The organism is Longivirga aurantiaca (assembly GCF_042660085.1).
Classification (GTDB): domain Bacteria; phylum Actinomycetota; class Actinomycetes; order S36-B12; family CAIYMF01; genus Longivirga; species Longivirga aurantiaca.
The window spans coordinates 1,129,263-1,149,835 of sequence record NZ_JBHSTI010000008.1; the positions used below are offsets into that span (position 1 = coordinate 1,129,263).

The window sequence follows — 20,573 nt, forward strand, 5'->3', positions numbered from 1 at the left end:
GGTGCCCACCGACATAGCGCCAGGTGGCGGCCGTCGAGGTCGCCGCGTGTGCGCGTGGGTCAGGTGGTCGAGTGCGGATCCGACAGCGTGGTCGGTACGACGGTGCCACTGCGCAACGCCCAGGAGACGGCCTCGGCACGGCCGCGCACACCGAGCTTCCGGTAGATCGCGACCGTGTGGTGCATGACGGTCTTGGGCGCCATGCCGAGAGTCTCGGCGACATCCCGGTTGGTGCCGCCTGCGACGAGCCGCTCCAGGACGTCGAGCTCTCGCGGCGTGAGGTGCTCGCCGGCGGGAACCCCAGGACGCGGTAGGACGTGGGGATCCGGGCCGGTCGTGGGCAGGTAGCCGCGCACGATCGCCTGGGCCCGGCGGTTCGCCTGGCCCAAGGTGAGGCCTCGGACCTCGGAGGCCAGCGCGTCGTACTGCTCGGGCGGCACGAGCCCGCGCAGCGGTTCGACCATCGCGAGGTACGTCTGCGCGAGCGAGGGGAGGATCTGCGGCAGCATAGGCTCGAGCTCGGCGATCGACTCGCGCACGCGGACGGTGTCGTCGAACGAGCCACGCGCCATCGTGACAGGCACCAGGAGGATCAGTGGGGCGAGGGCAGCCACCGGCCAGGTGCGCTCGACGCCCTCTGCGATGAGGAGCATCCGGCCGATGGCGCTCAGGGCAGATGCCTGGTCCTGCGCGGCCAGAGCCGCCATCGCCATCGGCGCCAGCACGTGCATCACCATCATCGGCTGCTGAAGGCATTCGGCCCGCTGCAGCAGCTCGTCCAGCTCGAGCAGCGGGACCGGGCCGCGCTCCTCCGGCGGCAGCGCACGCAGCATCAGGGCCGAGTGGATGATCGCCTCCGAGTCGCGGACGCGAGAAGCGCGCTCGTAGGCGCTACGGGCGCTGCGCGCCTGGGCTGCGGTGTCGCCGCGGAGGCTGTGCGTCATCGCGACGTACACCTCGAAGCGAGCTAGAGCCGCCTCGTTGCCGAGCCGTGAGGCGAGAGCGTGACCCTCGTGGGCGGAGGCCACGGCTCCCTCCAGGTCGAAGGTGACGCCGAGGGTGCTCACGACCAGCTCGAGCGCCTCGAGAAGCGCGGCATCGTCGCCCGACGACCGCGCCAGCGCGATCGACTGCCGGAGCCGTCGAGCCGTCCACGCGCCGTACGCCGCTGTGCCCATGTCGTCGGCCGGCGAGTGGACGGTGGCCCACATGAGGGTGCGTGCCACAAGCGCGTCGTCGGACACGGATCCGTCGTTGAGCACGCTTTCGACCAGGGGGAGGAGTGTGGCCTGTGCGCCGGGGGAGAGGGTGAGGTCCGGCGCTGCGATCGCGGCGAGCTGCAGCGCGGAGTCCTGATGGCCGGTCGAGATCCGCCTGTCGAGGGCGGCAAGGACGTCCGGCCACGAGCGCGAGGCCGTGCTGGGGTCGAGGGTGCACTGCGTCGACCAGTACGCGGCGTGCGCGTCACGCACGCGGTCCTCCACGCCGGACTCCGCCAGCAGGCGCTTCCCGTGCCGCCGCACGAGCGGGTCGAGGCGGAGCAGCTCGTGGTTGGCGCTGTCGACGAGCAGGTCGACGAGGTGCGAGTCGACGAGCTCGGAGACGAGGTCGAGCAGCTCCAGCTCTCCGAGGCGCGGCTCCGTGACCTGCTGGGCAGCAGCCAGCGGGAACCCGCCCTCGAACACGGCGAGCCGGGTCATCAGCGCGGCAGCTGGGGGGCTGAGCAGGCTCATGGACCAGTCCAGTGCGGCATCGATGCTCCGGTGCCGATCGGCCACCCCCAGGGTGTCGCGCTGGTGCAGCAGCGCAGAGGATCGCTCGAGCTGACGGGCCATCATCGCTGGCGGCACCGAAGCCACGCGCGCTGCAGCCACCTCGATCGCGAGCGGCAGCCCGCCCAGAGTGCGGCAGATCGCCGCGACAGAGGTGCGGGTGCCGGCGTCGAGAACGAAGGAGGCGTCTGCCGCGGCAGCGCGTGCAGCGAACAGGGAGACGGCGGGGCCGTCCCCGTCGGGGTCTGGCGCGGGGAACGGCTTGACCGCTACGACGCGCTCGCCGGGCACTCGGAGCGGCCGCACGCGCGTGGCCAGCACGGTGAGGGCGGGGTACGAGTCGCGCAGGTCGACCACGAGCTCTGCCAGAGCCTCGACCTCGTCGGCGTCATCGAGCACGAGGACGGCCCGCTGGCCTCCGGCCCGCCGCCAGAGCGCCGTTGCCGGGCTGGCGCCGTACTGCGGGGCCTCGCTCAGTGCCGAGATGAGCGCGTCGGCAGCGAGCCCGGAGTCGGTCACGCCGGTCAGGGGGACGGCGACGACGACCGTGTCGGCGTCGTTCAGCGTTCGGTGGGTGACCTCGGCGACGAGACGCGACTTACCCACGCCGACCGGACCGGTGATCGTGATGACATGGACTGCGTCGTCCGCGAGCAGCTCTCGCAGCGCATCGAGCTCGGCAGCGCGCCCGACGAGTGGGCCGGGACGTGACAGCACACCAGAAACAGGCCGTGCAACGGTGTCGGTCACCCGTGGTCCCTTCTCCCGTGCGTCACCGTGTGCGCTGCACGTTCCCACGACCACGTTAGTGGACCCTTAGTGACTGCACATCCGGAACCCGGAGCCGCCTGTTCGATGGATCGGCGCGGACCGAGGAACGGAGCGCGCAACCCCATGTGGGGCCGAACGCGGGGAGGAGCTGGCCTGGTCTAGTCGCCTGCTAGCGCGGGGCGGTGCATCACGGCCCAGGTGGGCGTGACCTCCATGCGGTCGCCCTCGACGTGCGCGTCGCCGTCGACGATGAGGCTGTAGTCGGCGCCGCTCGCGCCCGGGAAGGCCAGCGTGACTCCGGGGCGGGCGACCGCGTTCTCGGCCGTACGCCGTCCGACGGTCGCGACGAGCGTGCCGCCCTCGACGACCGTGGGGACGGCGAGGCTCTGCGCCCGGCCGTCGTCCCGGACAGTGACGAGGTAGCCCCAGGGGTAGTCGGCGAGCTTGGCGGCCAGGTCCTCGAGCGGTACGGCGATGCTCATGCCCGCAGCCTAGGGAGTCCGGGGCGTGCGACCGACGGACTCGCGCTCTCGGTGTGAGCGTTCCCGGCGTACCTGGTGCTGGATCGCGTCGTGAGGGGCGCGCTCGCTGCCCGGGTACGGCGTACGACGGGTCGCGGTCACCGGTAGCGCATGCGTTCGCTCACCGTCCCGAGGATCTTGTCCTCGATATCGGGGTGCTCCTCGAGCAGTGCGAGGAAGGCCGGCTTCGGCAGCGAGTACAGCGTGCCGGGTGACGCGGCGGTCGCGGTCGCGGTCCGCGTGCCGCCGAACAGCAGCGCGATCTCGCCGAGGAAGTCGCCCTCGCCCAGCGTGCGCAGGTGCTGGCCGTGCGCGCTGATGTCGACCGTGCCGGTGCTGAGCACGAAGAACTCGTCGCCGTCGTCGCCCTCGTGGGTGAGCACGTCGCCGGCCGCGAACTCGCGGGTCTGCGCGGCACCGGCCAGCGTGGCCAGCTCCGGCGCAGACAGCCCGGCGAACAGCGGCACGCGCCCGAGGGCCGCCACCGTGGCGTCGGTCATGAGTCGAGCGTTGTCGCTTCCCATCCTGCGCATCCAATCTCTCGGGCCGAGACTGCCCGCTGCTGCCACCACGATGAGGCCGATCCCCAGCCACTGCTGCGCGACGAGCACGTCGTCGCGGATCACGATGCCGGTCAGCGCGGCCACCGCGGGCTCGAACGCGAGCACGAGCCCGAACGTCGCCATCGGCAGCGTGCGCAGCGCGACGGCCTCGAGCGAGAACGGCACGAGCGTCGCGAGCACGCCGGCGAGCGCGAGGGTGAGCAGCACGTGCACGTCCCACAGCCCGGGCTCGGCCAGCAGCAGGCCGAACGGCGTCTGCAGCGCTGCCGTGATCACCAACGCGAGCGCGAGCCCCGAGAGCCCCGAGCCGGCGGCGTTCACGCGCTTGCCCGCCACGATGTACGCCGCCAGCGCCACCGCGCCCGCGAGCGCGAACCCGAGCCCGGTCAGGCTGACGGGACCGTCGGTGCCGTTCGCCAGGCACAGCAGCAGTGCACCGATCGCGGCGACGCCGACCAGGGCCAGATCGACCGGCGTGCGGTTGCCCCACGCCGCGATCGCGAGCGGCCCCAGCATGAGGATCGCGCTGACGTAGCCCAGGGGCGCGTGTGCGATCGCGACGTACGCGCAGAGCGTGAGGCACGCGAGCGACGCGCCGTACACCGCGATCGGCCCGAGGCGGTCGCGGGTGTACGCCGAGATGTCGGGCCTGATGTACGCCCACAGCAGCACCGCGCCGACCAGGCTGCGCACCCACACCGCCGAGACGGGCCCTGCGGCTGCGAACACGCTCGCCGCCACGGCGAGGCCCATCTGCAGGCTCGCGCTCGACAGCAGCACGAGCCCGACCGGCTTCCACGGCGTGCGGCTCATGGCCGTCGCCTCCAGCGCACGGAGGGATGTCGAGGCGTACGGACCGCCATGGTCACCCGCCCTCCAGGCAGGCGCGGACGGCGAACCCGGCACGCTCGACGACGTCGGCCTCACGCGCCAGTGCGATGCGCAGGTAGCGCTCACCGGCACGGCCGTCGCCCCAGTAGAACGGTCGGCACGGCACCGAGTGGACGCCCTGCCTCAGCAGCTGGCCCCACAGCCGCGTGCCGGTCATGCCTCGCGCGAGCTCGACGCGCGAGACGCTCACGCGCGAGTCGCCGTCCGAGACGGCCGCGCGCTCGCATCCCTCGAGCACCTTCCCGAGCACCGCGCGGTTGTGCGCGATCCGCTCGTGCAGCGCGGTCATCCCGCCGTCGGCCAGGTCGAGGGCGAACTGCTCGACCACCGCGACCGAGAAAGGGGGAGCGATCAGCAGGACGTCGGCCGCGACCTCGGCGAGGTCGAGCCGCGCGTTGGCCGACCACGCGAGGAAGCCGAGCTTCACGCCACCGGTGGGCCACAGCTTGCCTGTGTCCTCGACGATCACGTACTCCGCGCCGGTCGCGTCGAGCACGGCATACGTGTCGTACTGCGCGCGCCTGTCGAACGCGCGGAAGCACTGATCGATCAGCAGGGGAGCGCCTCGCCCGGCGCAGGCCCGGCCCAGCCGCTCGAGCTCGGCCTCGGTCATGACCGTGCCCGTGGGGTTGTTCGGGTTCGCGGCCAGCACCGCCTGGATCTCCGGGTGCCGCAAGAACAGGTCCCCGTCCGTCAACGACTCCTCCGACAGCGGCACGAGATCGAGACCGCGATGGCGCAGCAGCGCCGGGATGCAGTCGATCACCGGGGTCACGACGCCGACGGTGCGCACCCGGCGCGCGAGCGCTGCGGCGGCGACGTCGATCGCGATGGTCGAGGCGTAGAAGCTGAGGATCCGTCCGCTGCCGATCGGCGCGGTGGTCTGACCGAGCGCGTGCAGGAACGCGGTGTGCGCGCGCTGCTCGAGCACCGGGTACGGCGTGGTCGTCGCCTCGGTCATGAGCTCGGGCAGCCGGGCGAGGATCGCCGCCTGCGACGGGGTCGGCGCGAAACGCGGGTATCCCTCGGCGACGTTGGTCTCGCTCCCCACCCCCAGCAGCTGCATCTGGGTCAGGGAGGCCGTCGCGGTCACGCGGTCGTCGCAGTCATGCCGCTGCTCCCATCGTGCCTGGTGGGGCTCTCTGCCCGGACCGTAGACCTCACCGGAGCTGCCGGGCGTCCGATCAGCGGAATCCGCCGTACCGCCGATGGACGGCCCGCTCGGGGCCGATCGCACGTCGAGGCTCCTCGGATTTCCGCAGTGATCGGGCCGTGGCGTGCGGGGTTCTCACGCGGAGCGCGTCGGACGCGTCATCATGCGGGCAGTGCAGCGTGGCGACGGAGGTGGGCGGCAGTGGTCGAGTGCTCCAGCAGCCCTCGAGATCGTCGATCGCGTGCACGCCCTGGGCCGAGCTCAACCGCCCGCTGCAGGCGCGGGCCGGCGTCCTCACGGGCGAGGCTGTCGCGAGCCTGAACGCCACCGACCAGCGGTTCGTCACGGGCGACCTCGTCAACACCGCGAGCCGGCCGGCGCCCTCGCGGCGCTCGACGCCCTCAAGGCCGAGCAGGGTGCGGAGTGGTACGAGCAGGGTGCGGAGTGGAAGCAGCTGCAGTTCGTCACGTGGTTCGCACACGCGAGGACCTACGTCCTGCTGCTGTCGGGGGACTCCGCCGCTGCTTCCGTGCGCGACGTGCGCGACAGGTGGCACGACGGAGGGCTGCCGCTCGACCACGCGTACGCCGTGCTGGTGCTCGCACGCGTGCTGCCGGCGGGCGGCGTGCCGGACGAGCACATCGGCGAGGCCCGAGCCCACCTCGTGGGGCTCGGGGCAGTGTCGCTGCTGCGCCTGATCGACGCGGCCCTGGAGTCCGCGCGGTCGGCCCAGCTCGTTGCGGCTCCGGCGGCTCCGGCGGCTGCGGCGACGCAGGTGGGTGGGAAACGTGTTGCGGGGCGCACGCTCGGCTTACCCGGGTAACGAGCGTGCGGTAGAGCGCACGCTGGTTACCCGGGTAACGAGCGTGGGGCGAAGCTGAGTGCGGAATCCGTCGCAGAGCGCACGCTGGTTACCCGGGTAACGGCCGATCAGTCGGTGGCGAGCGCGGGGCGGTGCACCACGGCCCAGGTGGTGGCGATCTCGATGCGGTCGAGCTTGGCGGCCAGGTCCTCGAGCGGTACGGCGATGCTCATGCCCGCAGCCTCAGGAGTCCGGGGCGTGCGACCGACGGACTCGCGCTCTCGGTGTGAGCGTTCTCGGCGTACGTCGTGCTGGATCGCGTCGGAGCGAGCGCGATCCGGCACGGGGTTCCCGTGGCGGACGACCCGCTGGACGGACGACTCCTCGGCGAGAGGAGGCCGATCTGCCCACCTGCGCGACACCCTGCTCCGCGCGGACGATGCTGGCGTTGCGACCCGGCATCTCGTCGACCTCGATCTGGCCACCTGCCGACGGCTCCAGCGCCGGGCGGGAGCTCGTCACCGGCTGAGAGGACCTCCGATGTGCCGCTGGTTCGTCTACCGAGGAGCGCCCCTGCGCACCAGCGAGCTGCTGCTGCATCCGGTGCACTCGATCGTCGCGCAGTCACTGAACTCGCCGCTCGGCGCAGAGCCCGTGAACGGTGACGGGTTCGGATTCGGCTGGTATCCCGTGGACGGTGACGGTCCGCCCGGGCTGTTCCACAGCATCGAGCCGGCCTGGCACGACCGGAACCTGCGCTCGCTGGCCGAGGCCGTGGTGTCGCCGCTGTTCTTCTGCCATGTGCGCGCCGCAGCCGGGCCGCCGATCCAGCAGACCAATTGCCACCCGTTCCGCAACGACGGCTGGCTCTTCATGCACAACGGCGGCATCGCGGACTTCGATCGCGTCAAGCGCGACCTCGTACTCGCCGTCGACCCCGATCTCTACCCGCTCATGCTGGGCACGACCGATTCCGAGGTGCTCTTCCACCTCGCGCTCACCCTCGGCCTGCGCGACGACCCCGTCGGCGCGATAGCGCGCGCGATCGCGTTCGTCGAACGGGTCGGTCACGAGCACGACGTGCGGTTCCCGTTCCAGGGCAGCATCGCAACGACGGACGGCGACTCGGTCTGGGCGTTCCGCTACTCGTCGCAGGGGCGGTCGCGCTCGCTGTTCCACTCGACCGACATCTCCGACCTGCGCACGATGTACCCGGACGAGTCGCGGCTCTCCCTCTTCTCCGACGACGCGCGCGTGATCGTGTCGGAGCCCATCAACGACCTGCCCGGCGCGTTCCTCGAGGTGCCCGAGGCGTCGGTGGCGATCCTCGACGCGGCGGGCTACCGGCACGCCGCCTTCGCGCCCGCCGGGTCCTGAGCACGGCGTACCTGGTGCTGGATCGCGTCGTGGGGCGCGCTCGTCACCCGGGTAGGCCGTGCGGCGGGTAGGGGGCGGCGAGCGCGCGTCGTGGGGAGCGCGCTCGCGCTCGGGCGTGGAGCGGCAGGCGGGGATGGGCGCTGCGGGCACGCGTGGGCGTCCCGAGCGGCGCCTCGTCGTGCATCGGTCCGACGCGTCGGACAACAATGAACGTGGGCGGCCACCTGGCGCCTCGGTGGGGTGCCGACCGCCGGGGGAGGTGTCCCATGCGCCGGACGACGCTCATCCTGGTTCCGCTGGTTCTCATCCTGGCTGGCTGCGGCAGCACGGCCTCGCCCGGAGGGACGACGTCGCCAGCCGCGACGACGTCACCGTCGGTCTCCGGCTCCATGACGGCAGGATCGCTCGTGGACGTGCCCGGCTACTCGTACGCCGAGCCCAGCGCGGCCGACCTCGCGACGCTCGAGCCGCTGACCTCGCGCTTCGGCTTCGCGCAGGTGACGACCCGCCTCGTCACCACCCCCGGGGCCGACCGCGTCCTGCTGGTCGTCTTCTCGGGCGGCACGCCGAAAGCCGACGCGACCGCGGCCGCGGCAGCCATGGCCGGCGAACTGGGCGCGAGGGCCGGCAACGAGGTCTTCACCGAGCTGATCGAGGCGCGAGCGCGCGTGGCCCACTCGGCCGCCGTCGTCGCTGATCTCGGGCCGGTGTACGTCTACTCCTTCGAGCAGGACGGGAAGGTCTACTGGGTCCTGAGCGACGGCGATGTCGACGGCGGCAGGTTCGTCGAGGCGCTGGTGCGCGAGGTGGTCCCTGAAGGCGCACTCGGCACGTCACCCGCAGCGACGCCCGGCGCGGGGGAGCCGAGCCTCGTCCCCGTACCCGGCTACGGCTACGCCGAGCTGGAGGGCGAGGCCGCCTCGATGTTCGGCATCAGCGGGCCGAAGGAGGGGTGGTCGCAGGCCTCGACGCATCGGGTGACCGGTGTCCCGACCCTGGTGGTGCTGGGCGTGCTCGTGCCCGACGCATCGCTGGCCGCCGACAAGGACGCCATGGCTACGGCCGCGGACCTCGCTGGCGTGCTGCTCACGCAGCCGGACGACACGGTGAAGTCGGAGACCATCGGCGGGCAGGACCTGCGGCACTCCCGCTTCACCGCCACGAACAGCGAGCGCATGTCCTCCATCTCGTTCGTGCACGACGGCACCGTCTACTGGCTGATCTGCGAGGACGACGTCGACTGCACAGGCTTCGCAACGGCGCTGATCCGCCAGCTCGGAACCGATTCCTGACGCCGGGGGCGACGGACGGCCCAGGGGGCTGGCCCCGTCGAACGGCCGGGCGCCGGGGGGAAGTCGACAGGACTCCGCGAAGGCCCCAGCCCTACTCTGACGCTGACGGGCGCTGGGGCGCCCGGCCTCCGCGGCCGCTCGCCAAGGGGTGATCCCCGTGCTGAGCACATCTCGCACCCGTTCGCTCGTCCTCGTCGTCGCCTGCCTGGCGGTTGCCGCGTGCGGGCCGACCCCGGCTCCCGGGTTGAGCGCCAGCAGCTCGACGCCCTCGACCGGAGCCTCTGCCACCTCCCCGACCGCCACCACCACGACCTCTGCCACGCCGTCGACGCAATCGGCCACGCCGGTCGACCGCGACCCGCTCACGCACAAGCTGCTGGCCGAGGACTTCTCCCAGGGCCCCGGCGTCTTCCACGTCGGCGACCTGAACGGCTACACGTACGCGGTCAAGGACGGCGCGTACGTCATCACCGCGACGTCCAAGCCGTCCGGCCCGGCCGAGACGTACGGCGAGTACGCACGAGTCGCGTACGCCATCGACTCGAGCGTCGACGTGGTCGGCGCGGCGTCGGCCGGCACGAAGACCGCCGTCGGCATCGCCTGCTTCGACGCCGCGGGCGAGAACGGCCTCATGATGCTCGCGGCGGCGGACGGCTCGGGCGGTGCCTATCTCAGGTTCGTGAACGGCGTGCCGGACGCCGAGCCGCTCGCCGAGTGGGGCGCCTCGCTGACATCCGGAGCAGCGGTGACGTCCCTGCGGTTCCTGGCTGCCATCAGCAACCCTCTGAACGACGACGTACGCCTCTCGGGCTGGGTGAACGGGGTGGCCGTGCCCGCGAGTCCCGAGACGGACAAGTTCGAGGGCTGCGCCGGCATGGTCCTGTTGCTGATGGCACCCACCAAGGGCGTCAGCGTGAGCTTCGACAACGCACGCGCGATCGTGCCCGGGGAGTAGTCGCCGGGCCCGACGTCGTACCTGAGCGGGGATCCCGTCGTGGAGCGAACGCTGGGTACCCAGGTAGCGGGGGTGCGAGCCCCTGCTCGGCAGGATTCCGCGCGCACGGAGGGGAAGGATGAGGACATGACCAGGTCGCCCTTTCAACCGTGATCCCGCCGGCTGGTACCTCGACCCGACGGGACGAGCACGACTGCGCTACTGGGATGGTCACCTGCTGACCGCCTGGGTGTCCGACGGCGAGACGACCCGGCTCGACCCCGAGCCCCTCGCCCCGCGCCAGATCCGCACCGACGACCACGAGCACATCGTGTTCGTGCGCGAGGTCTTCCTCCCGCTGGCGAGGGCGCGTGGACGTGTCGGACGCGAAGTCCTCGACGAGCTGGGCGAGTACGCCTGGTACCTCGAGAGCGCCGTCGGCCGTGCCGACGCCGTGAGCCCGGCGAGAGCGGCTGCCGCCCAGGTGCGGGTCGGAGCCACGACCGTGAGGAGCGGCACGTCGTACACCGTCGCTCCCGCCGTCGCGCCGCCCGGCACCATGCCCGCACCGCGCACCACCGCACCGCCGACACGCACCGCTGCCCCGGTGGCCCGTGAGGTGCCGGCCCCGGCACCTGCGCAGGAGGAGCGCGGCCCGAGCCGCAGCAGCCTCAGGTGGGCGCGCTTCACCGACTCGGTCGGCTCCGATCTCGCCACGCACGGCCTCGCCTACCTCGGCGTGCTGCTGCTGTTCATCGGCGTGTTCGGCCTCGTGGCGTTCGCGTTCGGCGACGTCGCGCCCACGATGCGACCGGTCGCCGAGATCGGCATCGCGCTGGCACCGTTCGTGGCCGCCTGGATGCTGCTGCGTCGCGGGGCCGACATCGCCGGCCGTGCTCTCGAGACCGCGGGCGGCCTGCTGCTGCCCGTCATGCTCGTGACGTCGTTCCTCGACGGCGTGCCCGTCCCTCCCGACCTGGTCGGAGTCCCGCTCGCCATCACGCTCACCCTGGTGACCGCAGCGGTCAGCGGCGCCTATGCGCTGTGGAGCCTGCGTCATCGCACCTCCGCGCTGCGCTACCTCGTCGCACCCGTCGCCTGGTTGTCGGTTGGCCTCGCCGTGATGGGCGTGGGGCGCGAGATCCCGAGCGGCAGCGGTGTCGCGGTCGTGACCGCGGCGCAGGTGGCGGCGATCTCGGTCGCCATGGCTGCCTCGCTGCTGTGGGCCCGGCTCGCACCCGCAGCGGTGCTGTCGGCGCCCACGCTCACGAGCGGTGCCGTCGGCAGCTGCGTCGTGGCGCTGCTCGCGCTCATGACGTGGATCTCGGGCGGATGGCCGCCGGTCGCGATCGCCGTCACCGGTGTCGCCGGCCTCGCGGTGCTCGAGCTGCTCGACGGCCGGGTGCCGCACGCCGTCGTCCGCATCGCCCAGCCGCTCTGGTGGGCGCTCGCGGCGACCGCTCTGCTGCCCGCGCTCGGCCCGACCGCCACCGGTCTCGCGACCGCCGCGGCGCTCGGCTGCGCCGGGTTCCTCGTGCTCGTCGAGCTCTCCGGACGCGACCGCGCCAGCCTGCCGTTCCTGCTCGCCGGCCTCGGCCTGGGCGGCACGTTCCTCGTGACGCTCAACGAGCCGTGGTTCGCGTGCGCCGCTGCCGCGGTGCTGGCGGTGTGGTCCGGCGTACGGCGCCTGCACGGGTTCGCCGTGCCGTGGTCCCGCCCTGCCCTCGACGTGGTCGCCGGTCTCATGCCGGTCGTCGCGGTGACGGCGCTGGGATTCGCGACGCGGCACGCGCCTCTCGCCCTGATGGTCGGCAGCGTGCTCGTGCTGCTCGCGGTCGTGCCGATCGACGTCACCGCCGTGCGCGTGCGGCTGCGCCGTGATCCGGCCGACCACTTCTGGATGCTGTGGTGGGACGCCGGCATGGTCGCTGCCGTCGTCGCGACGGTCGTGATGGTCACGGGCTTCTGGCCCGCCGACCCCTCGGCGCAGTGGATTCTTGGCGCCGTTCCCGCGGTGCTCGCGCTGTCGGCCGCGGTCGGTCCGCTGCGCGCCACCTGGCGCCCCTGGCCGACCCTCGCGCTGCTCACCTGGTCGTGGCTCATCACCGCGACGACCGCCGGCTGGCCGCTCGCCTGGACGCTGGGTGCTCCGGCCGTCGTCGCCCTCGTGATCGTCGCGCTCGTGCACGCGCTGCCGCGCGCGGTCGCGCACTGGTCGTCGCCAGGCCAGCTCGGCACCGCCGCGCTCGTGCTCCTGGTGGTGTGCATCGCGCTGGCCGGCACGCCCAACGGCTGGCTCCCGGCGCTGCTCGTGTCGGCGCTCGCCGCCGGTCTGGTGCTGGTGACGGCGTACGACGAGGTCGGGCGCTCGCCCGTGGCCGACGTGTTCGTCGACCTCATGGGCCCCGACGTCCGCTACGCCGGTGCCGCGTTCGCCGCGCTGTCCGTGCCGCTGTCGGCCATGCTCCTGCTCGATGCGTCCGGCGCCCTGCCGTTCGAGTCGTGGTGGGCGGGCATCACGCTCAGCGTGACCGCGCTGGTGTACGCCGCGGCCACGCGCCTGCCGACGTCCGCGCATCTCGGCCGCGTGCTCACGTGGACCGCGATCGCGGGCTCCCTGGCCGGTGTCGCGGTGGCGTGGTCGACCACGTTCCTCGCCTCGTCGGCGCTGCTCGGCTACCGCTGGGCGATGGTGGCCGCGCTCGCGGCGGTGGCGGTGCTGCCGCTGCTGCTCGCGCCTGCACGCCGCCCGTTGGTCGGTGTCTGGCTGGGGTGGGCAGCGGTCGTGCCGACGGTGTCGTTGGCTGCCGCGCTCGTGATCCCGGCGTACGCCGATCTCGGCGACGCGCTCGCCGCAGCCACCGCTCTGGTGCTGCTCGGCGGCGCGCTGCTGCTCGGCGCGCTCGCGCTCGACCTGAGGGGACGGGCGTGGGAGCCGGTGCTGCGGCCGGTCACGTCGTGGCTGCGCCCGCCTGCCGCGCTCGGCGCACTCGAGGTCGTGGCCGGTGCGGCGATCGCGCTCGCGGTGACACCGCAGCCCGACACCTGGGGCGGATGGCTCCTGGTGCTCGCGGCGCTCGTCGTCGCCGGCGTGGCTGCGCTCGCCCGCGCGTGGTCGCTGGTCGCGGGGTCGACGCTGCTCGCCTGGATCGGCACGCTCGTGCTGGCGGGCGAGGCGATCGCGTCTCGTCCGTGGATCCCGCTGCTGGTCGCAGCGCTCGTCCTGGCTGCGGCCGAGGTGGCGCACCGCCTGGTGCCCGACCGGCGCGCGTGGGTGCGTGCCGACGTCTGGCTGCTGGCGGCCGCGCACGTGCCTGCGATCACCGCGCTCGTCGTGGTGACCGAGGCGGGTCTCGCGCTCGTGCTGCTCGCCCTCGGCGTGCTCGCCGCCGTCGTGGCCTGGCGGCTGCGCACGTTGGTGCTCGTGGCCTCGGCCTACGGAATGGTGGCCGGTGCGCTCGTGCTGCTGGCCGGTGCCACGGCCGGGCAGGGCTGGCAGGCCCTGGCCTTCGCGGCAGTGTCGGTCGCGTGCAGCGCGGTGGCGGCGCGCATCCAGCATCTCCCGAGCCGGCTCGTGCTCGTGGCGACCGGATCGGTGCTCGGGCTCGTCGCGTGGCTGTCGCTGGTGACGTGGGTGGGCTGGTCGGACGAGGCTGTCGCCGACTCCACGGTCCTGCTCGCTGCCGCGGTGACCGCGGGTGCCGCCTGCCTCGTGCGGTGGACCTCGGTCGACCGGCTCGTGCTGCTCGTGCGCGGCGCGGTCGCGGTGCTCACGGTCACGGTGCTGCCGATGGTCGTCGGAGCGGGCGTCGGTGCCGGAGGAGGCGTGGCGCGTTGGCTGACGCCTGCGGTCGCCGCCTCGGTGCTCGTGGTCGCGGTGTCGTGCGCGGTCGTGGCACGGCCGCTGGGGCAGGCGTGGCTGCGGCACGCGGCAGCGGCGTACTCGGTGCTCGCGCTGGTCGAGAGCTTCGTGGCCTTCGGCGTCGAGCCCGGTGGGCAGCTCGCTGTGCTCGCGGTTCTCGCGCTCGCCGCCTCGGTGACCATGCTCGTCCCGTGGCGCACGCCGCTGGGCGAGTGGGCGCTGCCGCTGGCGGCGTTCGGCGCGATGACGACGTTCGCCGGTCTGGTCGTGGCACTGATCGAGCTGCCGGATCCGGGGCTCGTGCCCGCTGCGCTGCTCGTGTCGGCGGCGTACTCGGCGTCGCTCGGGGTGTCCCAGCGGCTGGTCGGGGTCGAGCTGCTCGCGCCGGTGCTCGCCTGTGCTGCCTGGATCACGTGGGCGGCCCAGGCGCTCGACGGGAACCCGCAGTGGTTCACCGTGCCGATCGGCCTCGCGCTCCTGGTCTCGGTCGCCCTGCTGCGCCTCGACCGGCGCACGCGTGGCGTCGCCGTCGACTCGACCGACGTGGTCGTGCTCGAGGTGGTGGGCATCGCGTTCCTGGTCGGTGCGTCGTTCGTGCAGATCTTCACGGTGTCGCTGGCGTACGCCGGCCTCGCCGCGGCGATCGGCCTCGCGATCGTCGCGTGGGCCGTGCTGACACGGGTACGGCGTCGGCTCACGCTCGGCGTGGCCATCACCTGCGCGGCGCTCGCGCTGCTCGTGCTCGTGCCGCTCGCGCAGCTGCTGCCCGCCTGGACGGGCGCGACGCTGTGGATCGCGATCGCTGCGATCGGCCTGGTAGCGATCCTCGTGGCGACTCTGCTCGAGCAGGGGCGCGCGGTGGTGCGGCGCGGCATCGACCAGCTGCACCGCCTGACGGAGGGATGGGAGTAGGCGCTGCTGCGCCGTGGCTGAGTGGGGATCCCGTCGCAGAGCGCACGCCGGTTACCCGGGTAGCGGGCGGCGGCCGTAGTTGAGTGCGGAATCCGTCGCAGAGCGCACGCTGGTTACCCGGGTAGCGCGGGTCAGATGCCCCAGGGGAGGCCGACGGCGTACCAGAGGAGGAAGAACGCGGTCCACACGCCGATGAGCGCGAAGAAGTACGGCATCATCAGCGCGATCACCGTGCCGATGCCCGAGCGCTTGTCGTAGCGGGCTGCGAACACCACGATCAGCGGGAAGTACGCCATGATCGGCGTCACGATGTTGAGCGGGGAGTCCGACGTCCGGTACATCGCCAGGATCGCCTCGGGCTCGACGCCGAGACGCAGGAACAGCGGGATGAAGATGGGCGCGAGCAGGGCCCACTTCGCGATCGCCTGCGGGATGATGATGCCCACGCCCCACGTGATGACCATCGCGATGAGCAGCAGCAGGATCACCGGGATGTCGATGTTCTCGATGAGGTTGCCGAGCTTCACCGCCGCGACCTGCGGCATGTTCGAGTAGTTGAAGTATGCGATGAACTGCGCGATCAGCAGGAACAGCAGCAGCAGGCCGGCGAGCCCGGCCCACGACTTCGTGATCGCTTCGATCACCTGGGTGCCGCTGCGGATGGTGCCGGCACCGCGGCCGTAGCCCATGCCCGCCGCGAGGAACAGCACCGTGATGATCACGATGAGGCTGTTCATGAACGGCGATGTGCCGATGATCGAGCCGGTCTCGGGGTCGCGCAGCGGTGCGCCCGGGGGGAGCGTCAGGAGCAGGATCACCGTCAGCGCCCCGAGGAACCACCAGCCGGCGAGGCGCAGTCCGCGGCTGTCGGCGTCCTCGTCGACCTCGGGGGAGTCGTCGGCCTTCTGGATGTCGCTCGCGTCGGCGTCGGGAGCCACCGAGTCGTCGTACGTGCCGAGCCGCTTCTCCACCACGCGGGTGGTGACGATCGAGAGCAGCACGGTGAGCAGGATGGTCGACCCGATGCCGTACCAGAGGTTCGACGTGATGCTGATCGACAGCGACGGGTCGACGAGCGCGATCGACTCGTTGGTGATCTCCGCGAGGACGGCGTCGGTGGGCGTGATGAGGAAGTTGACGCCGAAACCGCCCGCCACACCGGCGAACGCGGCGGCCATGCCGGCGAGCGGATGCCGCCCGACCGAGGCGAAGGCGGCGGCGCCGAGGGGGATGAGCACGAGGTAGCCGGCGTCCGAGGCGATCGAGGAGATGATGCCCAGGAACACGATGATGTAGGTGAGCGTGCCGGGCGAGGACACCGCGACGAGCTTGCGGATCAGCGACGAGATCAGGCCCGACCGCTCGGCCACGCCGACGCCGATCATCACGATGAGGATGATCCCCATCGCGGTGAAGCCCATGAAGTTCGAGACGAACGACGTGAAGAGGAAGCGGATGCCGTCGGCGCTGAGCAGGCTCTCGATCTCGACCGTCTCGGTGACGACGTCGTAGTCAGCGGCCTGGGGCGGCTGCGCCGGCAGCACCTCGCCCGGTATGGACGAGCCGCCGACGCCGACGACCTCGACCGCCTGGGCGTCGGGCTTGACCACCTCGTACGTCGCGCTGACGCCGGCCCAGGCCAGCAGCTGCGAGAGCACGATGACGCCCACGCACAGCGCGAGGAACAGGATCGCCGGGTGCGGCACCTTGTTGCCGACGCGCTCGACGACGTCGAGCGCCCGCTGCATCGGGCCGCCCGACTTGGCCGGCGCCTCGGCCGTGCTCACGAGGACGCTCCCAGCCGGCCGAGCAGATCGGCCATCGCCACGACGGTGCGTTCGAGCTCGTCGAGCACCACGCGCTCGTTGGGCGCATGGATCCCGCTGTAGCCGTCGGCGACGCCGACGAGCAGGACGTCGGCCTCCGGTGCGGCGTCGTGCAGCGAGCTCACGACGGGGATCGAACCGCCCTGCCCGGCCAGCACGATCGGCGCGTCCCATGCCTGCGACCACGCGGCCTTCGCCTTGTCGTACACCGCGCTGTCGGTGTTGGCGGAGTACCCCTGGCCGATCTCGGTCGGGGTCACGGTGAGCTGGACGCCGAACGGCATCGCGCGCTCGAGGTGCTCGACCACCAGCCGCTGCGCCTCGGCCGGGTCCTGTGCCGGGTGCACGCGCACGTTGAGCTTGGCGCGGGCGTAGTCCTGCACGGCGTTGAGCGACCCTGCGACGGTGGGGGTGTCCATCCCGATCACCGTGATCGCCGGGCCCGACCACACGCGCGAGCCGAGGGTGCCGGTGCCGACCAGGTCCATGCCGTCGGCAAGGCCGGCCAGCGCGCGGAACTCCTCCTCGTCCGGCCCTCCGCCGTCCCACTCGACGCGGCGCAGACCCTCGACCGCGACGTCGCCCGCGTCGTCGTGCAGCGTGGCGAGGCCGCGCAGGAGGGCGAGCAGAGCATCCGGTGCGGCGCCGCCGAACTGCCCGCTGTGCCGCGCCGACTCGAGCGTGCGCACCTCGACCAGCACGTTCGCCATGCCACGCAGGCCGACGGTGAGCGTGGGGATGCCGGGCCGCACGTTGCCGACGTCGGCCACCACTAGCACGTCGCACGCGAACTTCTCGGGGTCGGTCGCGGGATAGGTCGAGAAGGCGGCGCCGCCGACCTCCTCGAGGCCCTCGATCACGATGCGTACGCCGACCGGCGGCCGACCGCCCCAGGCCCGCAGCGCACCCGCGCAGGCGACGATGTTGCCCTTGGTGTCGGCGGTGCCCCGGCCGTACATCGCGCCGTCGATGACCGTCGGCTCGAAGGGTGCGGTGCGCCACAGGCTCTCGTCGCCCGCGGGCACGACGTCGTAGTGGCCGTAGAGCAGCACGGTGGGAGCTCCGGGCGGTGCCGGGATCTCGCCCATGATCACGGGTGCGGTGCCGGGCAGGTCGAGCAGCGAGATCTGCTCCACGCCCGAGCGGCGCAGCAGGGCCTGCACGGCCTCGCAGCCGCGCTCGAGCTCGGCGTGGGTCTCCACGGGGTTGCCGGGCAGCGAGACCGACGGGATCCGGACGAGGTCGGCGAGCTCGTCGATGAGCTCGGGCATCAGCCCGTGCACGGTGTCGCGCAGCGCATCGTGGCTCGTGGGCGCGTCGGTCATGGGGTCCCTCCCGTTGCGGATTCCGGGTCATTCTGTCGAGGCTCGGCTGCCCCCGCACGGTATTGAGCCCTCGCGCCGCCGGCCCCTGGGTGACGAGAGCGGCGACCAGATGCCGGGGCGAGAAGCAGGGCACCCCGAGGCGCGAGCAGCCGCCGTCCGAAGTGGTAGATGAGTGCGGATCCCGTCGTAGAAGGCACGCTGGTTACCCGGGTAACGGGCGGCGGCGCTGGCTGGGTGCGGGTTCCGTCGCCGGGCGAACGCTGGTTACCCGGGTAACGGCGGGTGACGTGGGTCGCGTTGACGCAGGGCTTCGGGAGCGGCGTACGGCGGGGTCTGGCAGGGTCGGCCTAGGCCGTACGGCGACCGGAGGGGCAGGCGATGTCGGAGAGTCTCTACATCACCTCGGCCTCGCCGCGCGCGGGCAAGGCGGTCGCGGCGCTCGGTGTGCTCGAGCTGCTCGCGCGCCGCGTCGACCGCATCGGGCTGTTCCGCCCGCTGATCGACGGCGACGGCACGCGCGACGCGCTGGTCGAGCTGCTCGTCGACCGCTACGACCTCGACGTCGACCTCGCGACCGCGTGCCCCATGACGTACGCCGATGCCGCGCGGCACCTGGAGTCGGGCCACCAGGACGCGGTCGTGACGGCGGCGGTCGAGGCGTTCACGTCTCTTCGACAGAAGTACGACTTCGTGCTGGTGCTCGGCACCGACTACACCGGGCCGGCGGCGTCGACCGAGCTCGACCTCAACGCGACCCTCGCGGCCAACCTCGGCACGCCGGTGCTGTCGGTCGTCTCGGCGTGGGACAGCGAGCCGGACGACGTACCCGCGGCGGTCGCGCAGGCGCGGCACGTGCTCGCCGACCACGGCTGCACGCTCGTCGGCACGCTCGTGAACCGCGCGGATCCGGTGCGCCGCGACGAGATCGAGGCGCTGCTGGTCGCCTCGGCACCGGACGAGCCGGTGTGGGTGCTGCCCGACCTGCCCGTGCTGTCGGCGTTGACCGTCGACGAGGTCGCCACCGCCCTCGACGGCACGGTGCTCGCGGGGGAGCCCGCGGATCTGCAGCGCGAGGTCGACCGCTTCGTCGCCGGGTCTGCGCACGTGCCGAACGTGCTGCCGCTGCTCGACACCGGCGTGCTGCTCGTCGCGGCCGGCGACCGTGCGGATCTCGCCGTCGCGATGGCGGCGTTCGCCTCGAGCCCCGACCTGCCCACGCCCGCGGGCCTCGTCGTCACCCTCGGCCTGATCCCGGATCCGCTGACGCAGCAGCTGCTGCGCGCGTCGCGGCTGCCGGTGGTGGCGGTCGAGCTCGACACGTACGCCGCTCTGCACGAGATCGAGGGCCTGCGCGGCGAGATCCGCGCGGGGTCGCGGCGCAAGATCGCCGCGGCGCTGGGGGAGTTCTCGGCGCATGTCGACACCGAGCGCCTCGCGTCGCGGATCCGGTTCAGCACGTCGGAGACCGTGACGCCGTTGATGTTCGCGGTCGACGTGCTCGAGCGGGCGCGCGCGGACCGCAAGCGCATCGTCCTGCCGGAGGGCACCGACGAGCGGATCCTGCGCGCTGCGGAGGAGCTGCTGCACGGGCGCGTGGTCGACCTCGTGCTGCTCGGCGACCCGGGAGTGATCGCCGCGAAGGCGGCCGCGATCGGCGTCGACATCTCCGCTGCCGAGATCATCGATCCCGCGAGGTCGCCGTTGCTTCCGTCGTTGGCCGCGCGGTACGCCGAGCTGCGCGCCCACAAGGGCGTGACGCTCGGGCGGGCGCACGACCGTGTGATCGACCCGTCGTACTTCGGGACGCTGCTGGTGGAGACCGGTCGCGTCGACGGCATGGTGTCGGGCGCGACGCACACCACCGCCGAGACGATCCGGCCGGCGCTCGAGGTGATCAAGACCGTGCCGGGCGTCTCACTGGTGTCGTCGACGTTCCTCATGTGCCTGCCCGACCGCGTGCTTGCCTTCGCCGACTGCGCGGTCAACGTGGATCCGTCGGCGGAGCAGCTGGCCGACATCGCGTCGTCCACCGCCGACACGGCCGCGGCGTTCGGCATCGTGCCGCGGGTGGCGATGGTGTCGTACTCCACCGGGGAGTCCGGGTCCGGTATCGACGTCGAGAAGGTGCGGCTGGCGACGTCGCTCCTGGTCGAGCGCCGCCCGGATCTCCCCGTGGCCGGCCCGATCCAGTACGACGCCGCCGTGGATCCCGCAGTCGGTGCGTCGAAGATGCCGGGCAACGACGTGGCGGGGCACGCGACCGTGCTGGTGTTCCCCGACCTCAACACGGGCAACGCGACGTACAAGGCGGTGCAGCGCTCGGCCGAGGCCGTGGCGGTCGGGCCGGTGCTGCAGGGCCTGCGGCGTCCGGTGAACGACCTCTCGCGCGGCTGCACCGTGCCCGACATCGTCAACACCGTCGCCATCACCGCCATCCAGGCCCAGTCGGTCGCGCCCGCCTCACGCGGGTGACCTGTCGTACCTGGGTAACGAGCGTGCGGCAGAGCGCACCCTCGTTACCCAGGTAAGGGTGCTTCGGCTTACCCGGGTAACGAGCGTGCGGCAGAGCGCA

At 72.5% G+C, this 20,573-nt stretch carries 12 protein-coding genes; 6 read left to right on the forward strand and 6 right to left on the reverse strand.

What is annotated here, in order from left to right; translation table 11 throughout:
- Positions 1 to 59 precede the first annotated feature (59 nt).
- From ACFQGU_RS09255 to ACFQGU_RS09270, 4 genes are all read right to left on the reverse strand, one after another.
- On the reverse strand, positions 60 to 2,522 hold the full coding sequence (locus ACFQGU_RS09255; RefSeq protein ID WP_386765937.1) for a LuxR C-terminal-related transcriptional regulator: 2,463 nt from the start codon (positions 2,520 to 2,522) through the stop codon (positions 60 to 62).
- A gap of 179 nt (positions 2,523 to 2,701) precedes the next feature.
- Positions 2,702 to 3,025, reverse strand: a complete 324-nt coding sequence (locus ACFQGU_RS09260; protein ID WP_386765939.1) for a pyridoxamine 5'-phosphate oxidase family protein — start codon at positions 3,023 to 3,025, stop codon at positions 2,702 to 2,704.
- A gap of 137 nt (positions 3,026 to 3,162) precedes the next feature.
- A complete protein-coding gene (locus ACFQGU_RS09265; RefSeq protein ID WP_386765941.1) occupies positions 3,163 to 4,440 on the reverse strand; it encodes a cyclic nucleotide-binding domain-containing protein in 1,278 nt (425 codons plus the stop codon).
- A gap of 52 nt (positions 4,441 to 4,492) precedes the next feature.
- A complete protein-coding gene (locus ACFQGU_RS09270) occupies positions 4,493 to 5,611 on the reverse strand; it encodes an aminotransferase class I/II-fold pyridoxal phosphate-dependent enzyme (protein WP_386765943.1) in 1,119 nt (372 codons plus the stop codon).
- 598 nt (positions 5,612 to 6,209) lie between these two features.
- On the opposite strand from ACFQGU_RS09270, the gene ACFQGU_RS09275 reads away from it, so the two are divergent.
- The 5 genes from ACFQGU_RS09275 (at position 6,210) to ACFQGU_RS09295 (ending at position 14,850) form a co-directional block, all read left to right on the forward strand.
- On the forward strand, positions 6,210 to 6,494 hold the full coding sequence (locus ACFQGU_RS09275; RefSeq protein WP_386765945.1) for a hypothetical protein: 285 nt from the start codon (positions 6,210 to 6,212) through the stop codon (positions 6,492 to 6,494).
- A gap of 519 nt (positions 6,495 to 7,013) precedes the next feature.
- Positions 7,014 to 7,850 carry a class II glutamine amidotransferase gene (locus tag ACFQGU_RS09280; RefSeq protein ID WP_386765947.1) on the forward strand — a complete coding sequence of 279 codons (837 nt, stop codon included), beginning with the start codon at positions 7,014 to 7,016 and terminating at the stop codon, positions 7,848 to 7,850.
- A gap of 389 nt (positions 7,851 to 8,239) precedes the next feature.
- Positions 8,240 to 9,142 (forward strand): hypothetical protein, encoded by a 903-nt coding sequence (locus ACFQGU_RS09285; RefSeq protein WP_386765949.1) that lies wholly within the window; start codon positions 8,240 to 8,242, stop codon positions 9,140 to 9,142.
- A gap of 157 nt (positions 9,143 to 9,299) precedes the next feature.
- On the forward strand, positions 9,300 to 10,097 hold the full coding sequence (locus tag ACFQGU_RS09290; RefSeq protein WP_386765951.1) for a hypothetical protein: 798 nt from the start codon (positions 9,300 to 9,302) through the stop codon (positions 10,095 to 10,097).
- A gap of 229 nt (positions 10,098 to 10,326) precedes the next feature.
- Positions 10,327 to 14,850 carry a hypothetical protein gene (locus ACFQGU_RS09295; RefSeq protein WP_386765953.1) on the forward strand — a complete coding sequence of 1,508 codons (4,524 nt, stop codon included), beginning with the start codon at positions 10,327 to 10,329 and terminating at the stop codon, positions 14,848 to 14,850.
- 131 nt (positions 14,851 to 14,981) lie between these two features.
- Here ACFQGU_RS09295 and ACFQGU_RS09300 read toward each other — a convergent pair whose 3' ends face one another.
- Together ACFQGU_RS09300 and ACFQGU_RS09305 are read right to left on the reverse strand one after the other, a co-directional pair.
- Entirely contained in the window at positions 14,982 to 16,637 is a 1,656-nt protein-coding gene (locus tag ACFQGU_RS09300) for an AbgT family transporter (protein ID WP_386765955.1), read from the reverse strand.
- Positions 16,634 to 18,001 carry a M20/M25/M40 family metallo-hydrolase gene (locus ACFQGU_RS09305; RefSeq protein WP_386765957.1) on the reverse strand — a complete coding sequence of 456 codons (1,368 nt, stop codon included), beginning with the start codon at positions 17,999 to 18,001 and terminating at the stop codon, positions 16,634 to 16,636. The genes ACFQGU_RS09300 and ACFQGU_RS09305 overlap by 4 nt, the downstream gene beginning before the upstream one ends.
- A 378-nt stretch (positions 18,002 to 18,379) precedes the next feature.
- Here ACFQGU_RS09305 and pta point away from each other — a divergent pair, with 378 nt between their 5' ends.
- The gene (gene pta, locus ACFQGU_RS09310) at positions 18,380 to 20,473 is read left to right on the forward strand and encodes a phosphate acetyltransferase (RefSeq protein WP_386765959.1); all 2,094 of its coding nucleotides are present in this window, start codon (positions 18,380 to 18,382) and stop codon (positions 20,471 to 20,473) included.
- Positions 20,474 to 20,573 lie beyond the last annotated feature (100 nt).

Excerpts from the sequence above, each read along its gene's own strand:
- ACFQGU_RS09285 (WP_386765949.1), top strand. The coding sequence starts at position 8,240 with ATGACGGCAGGATCGCTCGTGGACGTGCCCGGCTACTCGTACGCCGAG.
- pta (WP_386765959.1), top strand. The coding sequence starts at position 18,380 with ATGTCGGAGAGTCTCTACATCACCTCGGCCTCGCCGCGCGCGGGCAAG.
- ACFQGU_RS09265 (WP_386765941.1), bottom strand. The coding sequence starts at position 4,440 with ATGAGCCGCACGCCGTGGAAGCCGGTCGGGCTCGTGCTGCTGTCGAGC.
- ACFQGU_RS09305 (WP_386765957.1), bottom strand. The coding sequence starts at position 18,001 with ATGACCGACGCGCCCACGAGCCACGATGCGCTGCGCGACACCGTGCAC.
- ACFQGU_RS09260 (WP_386765939.1), bottom strand. The coding sequence starts at position 3,025 with ATGAGCATCGCCGTACCGCTCGAGGACCTGGCCGCCAAGCTCGCCGAC.
- ACFQGU_RS09280 (WP_386765947.1), top strand. The coding sequence starts at position 7,014 with ATGTGCCGCTGGTTCGTCTACCGAGGAGCGCCCCTGCGCACCAGCGAG.